Source organism: Testudinibacter sp. P27/CKL/0425, from assembly GCF_052931395.1.
Genome location: NZ_CM128801.1, coordinates 694,466 through 707,975, shown reverse-complemented (window position 1 = coordinate 707,975; position 13,510 = coordinate 694,466). Strand labels below are relative to the sequence as shown.

General features: G+C 45.8%; 9 protein-coding genes. 1 reads left to right on the top strand and 8 read right to left on the bottom strand.

Annotated features, from left to right (window positions below):
• Nucleotides 1–11: 11 nt before the first annotated feature.
• The 8 genes from ACUHGC_RS03500 to ACUHGC_RS03465 form a co-directional block, all read right to left on the bottom strand.
• Nucleotides 12–2,741, bottom strand: a complete 2,730-nt coding sequence (locus tag ACUHGC_RS03500) for an insulinase family protein (RefSeq protein ID WP_446834287.1) — start codon at nt 2,739–2,741, stop codon at nt 12–14.
• A gap of 78 nt (nt 2,742–2,819) precedes the next feature.
• Nucleotides 2,820–5,330, bottom strand: a complete 2,511-nt coding sequence (locus ACUHGC_RS03495; RefSeq protein ID WP_446834286.1) for a TonB-dependent receptor plug domain-containing protein — start codon at nt 5,328–5,330, stop codon at nt 2,820–2,822.
• 364 nt (nt 5,331–5,694) lie between these two features.
• Nucleotides 5,695–6,315 (bottom strand): ribosome biogenesis GTP-binding protein YihA/YsxC, encoded by a 621-nt coding sequence (gene yihA / locus ACUHGC_RS03490; protein ID WP_446834285.1) that lies wholly within the window; start codon nt 6,313–6,315, stop codon nt 5,695–5,697.
• A gap of 36 nt (nt 6,316–6,351) precedes the next feature.
• The gene (locus tag ACUHGC_RS03485) at nt 6,352–6,960 is read right to left on the bottom strand and encodes a hypothetical protein (protein WP_446834284.1); all 609 of its coding nucleotides are present in this window, start codon (nt 6,958–6,960) and stop codon (nt 6,352–6,354) included.
• 11 nt (nt 6,961–6,971) lie between these two features.
• Complete coding sequence (locus ACUHGC_RS03480) at nt 6,972–7,406, bottom strand: DUF805 domain-containing protein (RefSeq protein ID WP_446834283.1); 435 nt, start codon at nt 7,404–7,406, stop codon at nt 6,972–6,974.
• Between the two features lie 73 nt (nt 7,407–7,479).
• The gene (locus tag ACUHGC_RS03475) at nt 7,480–8,973 is read right to left on the bottom strand and encodes an ABC transporter substrate-binding protein (RefSeq protein WP_446834282.1); all 1,494 of its coding nucleotides are present in this window, start codon (nt 8,971–8,973) and stop codon (nt 7,480–7,482) included.
• 171 nt (nt 8,974–9,144) lie between these two features.
• On the bottom strand, nt 9,145–10,851 hold the full coding sequence (proS, locus tag ACUHGC_RS03470; protein WP_446834281.1) for a proline--tRNA ligase: 1,707 nt from the start codon (nt 10,849–10,851) through the stop codon (nt 9,145–9,147).
• Between the two features lie 143 nt (nt 10,852–10,994).
• Nucleotides 10,995–12,455: a surface lipoprotein assembly modifier gene (locus ACUHGC_RS03465; protein ID WP_446834280.1), complete on the bottom strand. Its 1,461-nt coding sequence runs from the start codon at nt 12,453–12,455 to the stop codon at nt 10,995–10,997.
• 222 nt (nt 12,456–12,677) lie between these two features.
• Between ACUHGC_RS03465 and ACUHGC_RS03460 the strand changes: the two genes are divergently transcribed.
• Nucleotides 12,678–13,469 (top strand): DUF4198 domain-containing protein, encoded by a 792-nt coding sequence (locus ACUHGC_RS03460; protein WP_446834279.1) that lies wholly within the window; start codon nt 12,678–12,680, stop codon nt 13,467–13,469.
• Nucleotides 13,470–13,510: the final 41 nt, after the last annotated feature.

The following is a 13,510-nucleotide window of genomic DNA, read 5'->3' as shown; positions in this document are numbered from 1 at the left end:
GCTTATATTCATTAAGGTTTTTGAGTGGTGATAAAGATCTTTTGGTTTTGTTGGCTATAAATTTGGCTCGCCATTGCTTTGAGCTTATCCAGCTCAATTTCAGCACCAAGATCCTGCATATCGCGTAAATAATCAGGGTTGCCAAATTGGGTTTCACTTAAAATCAGGCGATTCATCCAAGTATCAACACTATTCAACCGCTCTTTTTCGGCTTTTGAAAATTGGATTTTCGCCTGCTTAATATTGGCTTCGCTAATTTGTTGCGGCAGCGTTTTCAATACATTATTCGCCAAGACGATCAGTTCATCAGTCATCTCCGGATTAGCAACAAAACTTAATTCACTTTCAATTCGATGAGTTTCAGGGTTGAGCTTAGCTTGAAATCTCAAACTATAAATGCCTAAATGTTGATCGCGTAATGACAGTTTTAACTTTTCAGTTGCAATGTTTTGTAAAAACGAAACCAACACTGCATCTTTGCCTTGCCATTGATGGGGATTGAAATACCAGATTTTGACATCGTTCTTCGGTTCAATGTTCATGGCAAAAGCGCTGCGCTGATTGCCTTCCGCCGGCAGCAACCAAGAAGAAGCCAATGGTTTTCCACGTGGAATTGCGCTCAAATAGGATGTGACCAGTCGACTCATCTCCTGCACATTCAGATCATTAACAAAAAAATACGTTGTCGGGGCCGACATCATTTTTTGCCATTCCAAATCCAAATCCTCATTTGATAAAGACGTCAATGTATCTTTGGTCGGCAATATATCCGCACTGTCGACCCCGAAACGCAATCGGGTCACTGCCGACATCCGTAACTTCTCGTCGTTTTTGGCATGTTCCATATCCAACGCACGGAATGCGTCTTCTTTGCTTTCATCCAAGCCGTCTTTTACTTTGGTTTCTTGTTGGTAGGCATAAAAAAGACGCAACATATCCGCCAGTTGATCATTATTAACACGGCTGGAAAAACTGAGATAATTTTCCGTCTGTTTGGCTGATAAGTTGATTTTGTTCAATGTTTTCCAGCGATTGAGTTGTTCAACATCCCAATCCAACGGCGCATTTTGCATAATCAACTGGCTGGCAAACTGACTTTGCCAAGCACCTAACCCTTCTGCTTTAAATCCGGCACTACTACGCGTTTGAAACAGGGTTTTATCTTCTGCTAACGGCGTTTTAAGCCATATCACTTTATCACCGTTGGAAAGCATCCAATGGGTAACCCGTTGCTCAGGAAAAAATTGTTCATTGACAATATTGCCTTGTTGTTTTAAGCCTTCTAATGACATCGGCTCTATTACTTTTTCTTGTTGTGGCGGCACAATATTATTGCTATCCACTTTTTGCTGAAGTGCGGTCACCTGTTCGGCAGTAATCGGATCAATCTGAGTCAATCTTGGTGCTTGATACTGCACAATTCGATCCTTTGCCGCAAACCAGGCTTGAATATGCCGATTGACTTCTTCCGCACTGATTTTGTGCAACATTGGTTCGAATAGCACGGCGATTTCCGGCTGAGGTAAATAAGGCTTGTCCATCAACACTGTACTGACTAGTGCCTGCATCCAACCGGAAAAATCACGATCGCTGTTATGCTGTTTGGCGTTATTAATTTGTTCCTGATATTTTTCTTTCTGTACATCTAATTCTTGCTCAGTGATGGGATAATGCTGCAACCGTGCTATTTCACTAAAAATTTGTTCCAATCCTAAGCGATGACTATTTTTATCTATGTTGCTAAAAATACCTAACGCCACCGTTTGCTGACCGATATCTGATTTTCTGAGCGCAAGTGTTTTAACACCTTCCGGTAAAGCTTCGCCCTGATTTCTGAATCGTTGGTTAACTGCTGCCAGAGCCAAACGATCAATCAAGCGTTGATAGCGGGCAGCATCGGTTTGCCTGCGCATCTCCGTTTCATCAAATCGTACAATATAAGCGATTTGACTAACCGCACTTTGCGCATCTTGTAATTGGGTAATACGCAATCTATCGCTGAGTACAGGCTCGAGATAATCCCGTTCCAGCAGTGGTTGTTTTTGCGCTGCACCGAAATAACGGTTAATCAACTGTTCCGCCTGTTGTGGCTCAAAATCGCCAACAATCAATAACTGCATATTATTCGGCAAATACCAAGTGCGGTAAAATTGTTGTAATTGCGTTGCCGGCATCTGCTCGATGCTTTCCGGTGTACCAATTACCGGCGTGCGCGTATAACGGGAACCTGCACGTACCGAGTCAGTCCGCAAACGTGCCATTCTTGCTCCAACGCCTTGCCCGGCACGCCATTCCTCAAAAATAATTTTTCGTTCATCATCTAAATCACGCTGGGTTAATTTGGCATACAATAACATCTGCGATAGTGCTTCCAACCCTTGCTCCAGATTACCGTCAGGCGGGGTGAACATATAAGTCGTATTATCATTAGTGGTGACGGCATTATAATTTCGCCCTCTCACCCATTGATTTTCATGTAAAAAACTCATTACGTTCGGAAATTTTGCTGTTTGGCGAAAAACCAGATGTTCAACCATATGGGCAACACCGGCCTGATCATCGTTTTCATCAACAGCACCAGCATAAACCTTGACTCGAATCTCAATACGATTCGGTTCCGCGTGCAAAGGAAGCAAGGTATAGCGAAGCCCGTTCTGTAAGTTACCAAACAAAGGTTGGCTGATTTCAGCCAAAACAGTTTGCGGAATGAGAAAAAGTAAAAAAGTAAATATAAATCGCATGTTAAGGTTTCTCAAAATAGAAAACCCTCTCGCCGAACGGACGAGAGGTTATTTGTATCAGACAAGAAATAAATCTGATTACCAGTTATAACTGACACCTAACCAGGCATTACGTCCCATTTTATAGGTGCTGGAACCAGAAGAGGAAGCTGCAACTACACGGCGGTTCAATACATTATTGATATCGACTGTGAATTCTAAGAATTGCTCTTTAAATGTAGGATGCCTGTAAGCAAAATGCCAATCCCACATAAAATAACTGCCCTGTTTATATTCGTCATAAACCAATACATCCCCTTGATAAGTACCGCACGCACTGTAATCTGTTGGACAAGATCCGGAAGAAGTAGTGTACCCCTTATAACCGGCGGAATAACTGAAACGTTGTGACCAATCCAATCTTAAATCAGGGAAATGCGTATCTAACGTAAAAAATGCGGACCACGGAGTATTATAATCAGTTGTAGGCAATTGAGTAATATCTTTCAATGCGCCATTCACAATCGCCTTATCATAACCATACCCGGTTTCTCTAACCGCATATGTTGAATAATTGCTTTCCGAATCAGAAATTTGAGCGCCGAATGACCAGTTTATAGTCGCATATTTAAATTGATACGCCTTTTCCGGTGCGATATTTAATGTGAAAGTGTCTGTTTTGCTACGACCTAAATTTGTCATATAGTACGTGCTTACATCATCAGCATTTCGAATCGTTGAAGCGGATCGAACAAATTGATCTTTACTATGGCGGTTTACCCATTTCAGCGTTACTCGGGTATCGTATAATTTTTGTGACAATCCTAACACATACTCATCACTATACGGGGTTTTCAGATCCGATACGTCATAACTTGTACCTGTTGCTGCGCTACAAGTATAAGTGCCGCTAGCTCGGGTATCGGTACAGGTCGATCTGCTACCAATTAAATTACGCAATTTATACGTTAATACACTTCCAGAATAATAACGGTTAATCCCGCCAAATAATTGGGTTGAATTATCACCAAAAACATCATAAGACGTCGACAAACGCGGTGCTACATTGTTATTACCTAAGAATTGGCTACGATCAAACCGCAAGCCGATACTCGCACTAAGATTTTTCCATTTCATGCTGTCTTCAATATACACGGCATAGTTATCATCATTCGCTGAAACATCACGCGCTGGATATAATGTATAGCTCCTTAAATAACCATCGGCATTATAAATATTAGAATAACTATCACTATCACGTTTATATTTTGCTCTGGCACTAATATACTCCCAGCCAGCCTTTAAATTATGTTCGATAGCAGCAGTGTTAAACGCGTCAAAGGTAATATCTTGTTTAAAAGTTAAGCTCTCTTTTTCAGTACTGAATTGACCATACCCACCAAATTGAGATGAAGTACAAGCAGCATTGGAACACCAATCGTAAATATCATTGGTATTATTGTAGTTGTAATAATTTTGTTCTTCATGCTTGACCTTATTACCTGATTTTTTATAGGCCGCCGTTGACGATATTTTTCCCCAGTCAAACTGAGTATCCCATTGCAAGCTGGCTTGGAAACCACCGCCGGTATTGGTAAATCCGCCATTTTTAATATTTTTCTTAAAATATTCCGAACGGTGCGGCGAATACATAATCGTGGCTTTCCATAAATCACCGTTATCCGGCAAGTAAATTCCTTTTAATAAGTAACTTTCATTAATACGACGTTGAGTATCCCATTGATCTAAATAGGCATGATGATACGGAATTTTGGACTCGGAACGGTTATAGGAAAATAAAAGGCTGGCTTTATCACTTAACGGCTGGCTCATCTGAACACCGTACTGTTGCTTGGTAAATTGTGGTTGATTACCTAAATTTTCCGCTTTATCGTAAGATTCTTCGGTGCCTTCTTGCAGATGAAAACTCGCCCAAGAATCACGCGTCGTGCGATAAAATATTTTACCCGATGATTTGTCTAAACGCGGATCAATCAATTCGGCATTGATCACGCCTCCGGTAAAACGTCCGTATTTTGCAGAAATATTACTATCAAACACTTCCACATTTTTTAATAAACCGGTATCAATCCAGAAAGATTGAGTACCGCCGGAAGGTAAATCGGTAGGACTATAACCTTCCACATCATTACCACCACTGGTTAATGCATTATTCGCTGCAGGATTTAAATTATCATTATTGGATAAACCGTCAATCGTATAGTTATTGTTATAGTATTTTTCACCGTTAATCGATACCTCATTCGGTGCTATCTCACCAGCTGCAGTTGATTTATCGGCGGTATTTGAAAATTGGATATTTGGGTTATTTTTCAATAATTCAGTAATATTTCCATCTTTTAACGGGCGATTTTTTATCTCCTGTTCGCTAATTTTTTGTGTACCCATATCCTGACTAAAAGAGCTACTGCTGACCAAAATTTCTTCCAACGTATTTTCCGCAACCACCGCACTTTCTTCCGATAACAGCGTTTCAACCGCGGTATTTTCGGTTAATATTTCTTCTACTGATATTTCTTCCGCATAGGCGTTCATCGACAGTACCGCCATAATACTGCTATAAATCAAACTATATTGATACTTTTTCATTTTCTCGTCTCTCTAGTAAGGTTGGTTAACAATGGATCATCATCTGGTTAACAAGGGCTACCCGCTTTTTGTGCGCCATGCTCTGCCATTGAGATTCTCAGAACATCATTCCCTTTAAAGAAATCAGCACGACTCCTTTTATGGCGGTCAATTCATAAATCGGCTACTACGCATGAAATGCCTAAACATAAAGCTAAAACGATTTATTTGGAGTGATATTATTTTAGCATAAAAAAATATACCTTTTAAAAGATTAATAATAATTATTATCAATTAAAAATATTAAATTGAAATAAAATATAGAACGGCGGATGAGAAAAGGTGAAACTTGTCAACCGCCTAAAGATAGGAGAGGAAATGAAGGTTATTCCGATGCAAAATTCGGCGTAAACCAGCTGTCGAGTTTTGCCGCCAATTTATCGATGCCGATTTTGTTTAACGAGGAGAAGGCTTCGACCTGAATATCGCCCTGAAACGGCAGAATCGCTTCACGCACCAGTTTAACCTGTTTGCTGCGCGCGCTTTGGCTGAGTTTGTCGGCTTTGGTCAGCAACAGCAGCACTGGCAATTTCGACAGCACCGCCCACTCGATCATCTGCTGATCCAAATCTTTCAGCGGGTGGCGGATATCCATTAGAATCACCACCCCGCCCAAACATTCGCGTTTTTGTAAATATTCGCCTAATGCCTGTTGCCATTTGATTTTCATCTGTTCCGGCACTGCGGCATAGCCGTAGCCCGGCAAGTCGACAATTTTACAGCTCGGTTCAACTTCAAACAGATTGATCAACTGGGTTCGCCCCGGTGTTTTCGAGGTGCGCGCTAGGCTTTTTTGATTGGTCAGACTGTTAAGTGCGGTCGATTTGCCTGCATTAGAACGCCCGGCAAACGCGATTTCGATGCCGCTATCTTCCGGCAGGTGACGAATGTCCGGCGCACTGGTGAGAAAATGGGTTTTATGGTAATTCAATTGAATTTGCGACATATTCTGTCCTTATTTGCAATAAAAGTCGATTTGCCGTTAATGTTGATGGCAAACCACTTTGGCTAAAAATGAGTGAATTTTTTTCGCGCTGCCTTGCACCAATTCGCGGTAATCCTGCGAATGCTCCGGAATGTTGCGGCTTGACTGAATTTTCAGCGGCGCTTCTTTATAGTTAAACGAAAAACGGGAAACCACCCCGAACATTCGCGCTTGCCCTTGGGCGTTTTGCTGATAAAAACTCAGCGCATGTTCGGCGTTCAGTACTTGATTGCGCATGAAGCGGCGGCACAGATCCTCACCTTGCAGATGATAGGCATCGACGAAACCGCCCTGTCCGAGTTCATAAAATTGCAGATCTTGAATATCGTGGCGAATATGTTGATTCAGCGGTTGATCTTGGTGATTGATTGCCAGCATGATTTTCCGCCCGTCGCGCTGTTGCAGGCTCAAAGTGCGGTTCGGCTCGCCTTCAGAGCCGGAAATTGTCACTTGGGCTTGTGTGCCGTCCGGCGTCAGCGCAAAGCGCATCTGCCGCATTTCCCCTTGCGGTTCAAAAAACGTCAAGCTGCGCTCCGAGCTGCTACACGCGCTCAAGCATAGTGTCGCCAACAACAAAGGTGGGAATACGATCAATTTAGTTTTCATGCGGTTTCTCCTTATGATGCCCGGCGCAAGGCAAGCCCCCGTTCGCCGTAGCGATTGACGTTGGCTTCACCGACAAACACGCCCCAATCCAGCAGCAATAACAGCGTAAAAAACAGCGGCAAAAAACTGCCAAGCGCCCACGCCATGATGCCTTCACTGTAGTCGGCAATAACATAACACAAGATCGGAAAAATCAGAATCAGCGCCGCGCCGCCGCTGCGTCCGCGATCATGTAAGCGTTTCACCACCACCGCCAGCGCGCACCACGCCACCAGCAACAAAAATGCGGAAGCCAAAAGTGCGGTCGCGGTGTGTTGAAACAGTTGTCGGATTGGCAATACATTCGCCGCCAACAGCAAGCTGACAAAGCAGATGCCGAAGCCCTGCCAAAAGCCTTTGCGGTTTAACCGTCCGTTAAACGAAAACAATAATTGCTGCCATGACATCTCGCCAAATCCTCTAAAATGCTCAAAGTGCGGTCATTATAAAGGATTTGGCGTGATTTTCGAGGTAATTTGTCTAATCGTGAATTTCGGTATTCAAATAACGCATACGCCGATCCGGCGCCGGAACGAAATTACTGACGCTATCGGAAATCGCGTAAATGCTGTCCTCGTTGAACAGTGGAATATAATAGGCTTGTTCGTGGATAAAGCGTGCGATCTGTTGCAGCAGATGCTGGCGCGGTTGCGGATCGTCCAAAATCCGTTGTTTTTCCAACATCGCGTCTAACGGCGCAACGTCAATTTGCGGATTCCAACTCTGCCCACTATGGAACAGCAAATAAGCGGTGTCGCCGAAATCCATTGTCCAGCCGTTCCAACCAAATTGGAACAACTCGTTGATCTTATCATACGACAGGAAGCCGTCGCGCAAATTTTTACCGTCAATCGGCTTAATTTCAGGTGTGAGATCCAACGCTTTGAAAAATACACCGATCGCACGCGCGATTTCGTACATATTGTGATTATTGGCGCGGTAATTAATGCTGATTTTCTCGCCCGCCTGCACGCCGGCTTGTTGTAATAGCGCTTTTGCCTTTTCCGGATTATAAGTATAAATCATCAGCTGCGGATCGTAGCCGAACGTCATTTCGGTCTGTAGCCCGGCGACTCTGCGCCCGTAGCCGTTCAGCAGCATATTGATCAACACTTGTTTATCAATTGCCATATTCAGCGCCTGCCGCACTCGAACGTCCTGCACGATTTTCTTATCCAGATTAAATTGCAGGGTCTGCACGGTTAAACCGGGCACCGAAACCAAATCTTTCCCTGCCGCCTTTTTAATCCGCGGCACGGCGGCAAACGGCAAATCATGCAGCACATCCAAACGCCCTTCCAAAAACTCTCGCACTCGCTGTTCGTCATCGTCAATAAAGCGGAACACTAACGAATCCAGTTTCGCTCTGCCGGCAAAATAGTCCGGATAAGCGTCCAACTGCAATGAATCCGCTTGCTGTTTGACAAATTTGAACGGGCCGGTGCCGACCGGATTGCGATCAAAATGCGTTTCGCCGTGTTTTTTAATATATTCCGGCGGCACGATCATGCCGCCGTAACCGGACAGTTTTACCAGCAACGAAGGATCATAGCGCTTCAACACTAAATCGACGGCATAGTCATCGATCACCTCGACACGTTCAATCGAATCATACAACGCGCGTTGTAGCGTATTCTGCTGGTTTTTCGGATCCAGCAAGCGCTCAAAGGTGAATTGCACCGCATGCGCATTAAACGGCTCGCCGTTATGAAAACGGACATTTTGTCGCAGTTGAAAACGAAAACGCCGACCGTTATCCAACGGCTGCCAACTTGTTGCCAACCCCGGTTTCAGCTCAAACGTTTCAGTTCGCAGCACTAAACCGTCAAAAAGATTTGAAGCGATCGCGCCCCAAAATAAGTTATAGCTATCGATCGGATCCCAGCTTGACGGGGCGATGCGCTTACCGATCGTTAATGTATCGGCATGAGCCACGCTGCTGAGCAACAACAGGAGCATCAGAAATTTTTTCATCACTAATCGTCTCTAATTCCTAGCACGGTAACTTTACATAAAAAAACAAACTCCCACATCATAGAGGAAGTTTCGTAGAAAACAAAGGATCCGCTGCGAATTTACAATTGCCCGTCGCCAAAAAAGAAAGCCGGACGAATCCGGCTTAGTTTGAAATACGCTGTTAACGGTTTAGCATTGTTGCAAAAATGCCAACAATTCCGCTTGTGGGATCATCTGTTTTTCGCCGCTGGCACGGTTTTTGTATTCCACTTCGCCGTTCAACAAGTTTTTCTCACCGATCACCACCATGTGCGGCACGCCGATCAGTTCCATATCGGCAAACATCACGCCCGGACGCTCTTTACGATCATCAAACATTACGTCCACGCCCTGTGCTTGCAACGTGCTGTATAGCTGCTCGGCATACTGTTGCACCGCTTCGGATTTGTGCATATTCATCGGCACAATCGCCACTTGGAATGGCGCAATCTGTGCCGGCCAAATAATGCCGCGCTCGTCGTGGTTTTGTTCAACCGCTGCCGCCACCACACGGCTAACTCCGATACCGTAACAGCCCATGGTCATCACTTGCGGGCGTCCGTCTTCGCCTTGCACCGTGGCATTCATTGCTTGCGAATATTTATCGCCCAGTTGGAAAATATGCCCCACTTCAATCCCGCGTTTGATTAACAGCATGCCGTTACCGCACGGGCTTGGATCGCCCTCCACCACATTGCGCAGATCGGCAACCTCAGGCAACGGCAGATCACGTTCCCAGTTGATGCCGAAATAGTGTTTGTCGTCGACGTTTGCGCCCGCACCAAAATCGCTCATATTCGCCACGGTGCGATCCACCACCACCGGAATCGGCAGATTCAGCGGCCCTAATGACCCTGGCCCTGCGCCGATCACGGCACAAATTTCGTCTTCGGTTGCAAATTGTAACGGGCTTGCGACCAACGGTAATTTTTCCGCTTTCACTTCGTTCAGTTCGTGATCGCCACGCACCATCAGCGCGACCAGTTGATGCCCACTCTCTTCAGTGGCGTGCACCATTAAGGTTTTCACGGTTTTCTCAATCGGCAAGCCGAATTGTTCCACCAGCGCGGCAATGGTTTTGCAGTTCGGTGTATCCACCAAACGCAACGCTTCGCTCGGCGCGGTGCGTTCGCCTAATGCCACCGCTTCGGCAAGTTCAATGTTCGCCGCATAATCCGATGCGGTGGAAAAGACGATGTCGTCTTCACCACTTGCTGCCAGCACTTGAAATTCATGTGAGGCACTGCCGCCGATTGAGCCGGTGTCCGCCTGCACCGCACGGAAATCCAAGCCTAAACGGTTGAAAATATTACTGTAGGTTTGATACATCAAATCATAGGTCTGTTGCAAACTCTCTTGAGTTAAATGGAAAGAATAAGCATCTTTCATTAAAAATTCACGCGCGCGCATCACGCCGAAACGCGGGCGCACTTCATCACGGAATTTGGTTTGAATTTGATACAGATTGATCGGCAGCTGTTTGTATGAAGTCAGCTCGCGACGTGCCAGATCGGTGATCACCTCTTCGTGAGTTGGCCCTAACACGAAAGGGCGATCGCCGCGATCGGTGAAACGCAACAACTCAGGGCCGTATTGCTCCCAACGCTCGGATTCGACCCACAAATCGCCTGGCTGCACCACCGGCATAGACACTTCCAACGCACCGCTCTTGTCCATCTCTTCGCGTACGATTTTCTCCACTTTGCGCAACACTTTTAAGCCGGTCGGCGTCCAGATATACAGCCCCGAAGCCAACGGGCGAATCATGCCGGCGCGTAGCATCAACTGGTGGCTGACCACTTCGGCATTGTTCGGAGTCTCTTTTAAGGTGGATAATAAATACTGTGATGTACGCATGATGATTCCTGTTATTCGTTTTTTTAAGAAAAATTGTGCTTATTCTAGCACTCGGCACGCCGATGCAAAACAAAAACTGAATGACGCGCGCCACAAAATCGGCGAACGGCAAATAATTGCTGCAAGTGCGGTCAGCGGAATGGTTAAAAGCGTTTACTCACTTCCAGATAAACCCGATTTTTATCGTAAGAATAGAACGGATTATTGCTGTCGATTTTAGTATACGCCCAAGTAACGCGCGGCGTGACGCCGAACAAGTGCAAATCGCGGTGCCACAGGCTCAACTGCGCGCCGTACTCTTTGTTTTTCTGGCGAATGTTGAAAACTGAGGCATTGGCATGATAGCGACGCTGCGCATAATTGAGTGCAACCCGACTGGAAACGCCCCAAGCCCATTCTTGCCCCCAGCCAATCCGTCCGCCGATTCGGCTGTAGGCATCGCTTTTGTCGTGCGCATTATCACGATGATAATCCGCGCCGACAAACCAATATTGGTTGCCGCTCGGCATATATAGCAGGGTGTTCGACCACAAATAGCTATTGCCGTTTAAATGCTTGCGAATCACATACCACTGCTCGCCGTATTCAAGTGCGATCGAAATCTGCCAGCGCGGCGTCAGCCAATGGCTGAGATCCAGCCGCACGCCGGAATTTTGTGAAAATCGTTTTAACGAATCGCTGCCCGACGAACCGCCGCCATACCAACGGCGTTCGCTAAACGGCATCAGACTGATTTCGCTGTGTGCGGTTTGGTAGCCCAAGCCTGCGTCGATCCGCGTGTTCAGTTCGTTATATTTTTTATTATCCCAATAATAACGCCCGTAACCCGACGCACTCAACTTGGCGAAAAAGCCGCCCTGCAACGACCATTTTTTATCTGCGCCCACGTTATAATTCACCCCTTCCGCCTTCTCCAACTGCCACGCCCGCCAGCCGTTGACTTCTGTGCCGGCTTTCGGCGCGTTGTTGACATTGCGCTCGTTCAAATAGCCCAAGCCGCTGTAGAAATTCCACGCGTCGCGTTTATTCAGCGCGTTCAAATATTGATTGATATGCGCTAAAAACGCTGGCGACAGCTGTTCGCTGCGTAACTTTTCAAACTGATCTTTTGCCGCTTCATTATCGTTATTTAAAAACAGCACTTGCGCCATTTGATAGCGCACCGGAATAAAACTCGGTTTGTCGGCAAACAGCTGTCGGTATAACGCCAGTGAAGTGCGGTAATCCCTCTGTTCACGGGCTGCGACCGCACTTGCCCATTTCAACAGAAACGGATCTTGCTGCGGTTGTTGTTGATACAGCGGCAGTAGCAATAGCACGCCTTCGGTATTGTTTTGCATCAGCGCCGGAATCAGTGCGCGGGTGATTAATTCGGGGTGTTGCAGCAACTGTTCTTTGGTCATCGAAACCGACTGCGCTTGCTGCGCGCCTTCGGACCGCACTTGTGTCTTCGGTGCTAATTCGGGTTGTGCGACGGCAATCTGTTCGTCAGGCAAATTCATCCGCACTTGTTTTGGAGTGACGGTTTCCGTTGTTGCCGCATTGCCGATCGTTGGCAGACAGGTTAAACAACTGATAATCCAAAAAGTCTGTTTTGCTTGCATAGTGATGATCTTCGGCTTGTTGCTCGAATTTAATCGAAATTGGATGGCGTATCTTATGCCTGTTTTACCTTCAGCGCAAATCGAACCGTCTATACAATTCTTTATTAAAATTGTCATGGTGCCGTCATAAAACTGTGCTAGTATCGCAATCAATTCTCATTTACAGCCATGTAAATGAGAATCATCAAATAATATCATTCACGATGAAAGAGGATATTTACCATGAAAAAAGTAATGTTGACCGCACTTTGCGCGCTGTCTGCCAGTTCATTAAGCCAAGCGCACGATCTTTGGGCGTATGCTGAAAACGCCGAAGCCGGCAAGCCGTTAAAAGCGGTGTTGGGCTATGGCGATAACTTCCCGTTAGGCGAAAAAATTTCAGAAAAACGGCTGCACATTTTAAATCCGTTGCAGTTAATCAGCCCGCAAAAAACCGAAACCTTAACTCAGCAAGGCGAAAATTATCACTATGTCAGCCCGCAGCCGTTGAGCGCCGGGGAATATAAAATCACCGGCACTTACAACCCGACCTTCTGGTCGAAAAATGACGAAGGCTGGAAAATGCAGAATATGACTGAAGTGCAAGACGCACACTACTGCGAACAATCCAGTATGTATGCTTCCACTTACTTCAAACTGGGCGATGCCAAAGTCAGTGAGTTTGCACAAAAACCGGTCGGCTTAGAATTGGAGATCGTGCCGTTGGTCGATCCGACGCAAATCAAAGCGATGCAAGTGGTGCCGGTGCAAGTGTTGTATAATGGCGAACCGCTGAAAGGCGCCACCGTTATCGGCACCAGCGACAGCTTGACCAAACTGGATTGGGACGCAGTGATGGATCACCGTGAGCCGCAAGCGTTTTCCGGCAAAACCGACAAAAAAGGCATGATGAACCTGATTCCGTTAGTCGCCGGCACTTGGAAACTAAAAACCAGCCACGAAGCGGAATTCCCGGATCAAAAAGTGTGTCAGAAGAAAAAACTGTACAGCACTTATACATTTGCAGTGCAATAATCGTCAACAAAAAGCGGCAGGTTCACCTGCCGCTTTACTTA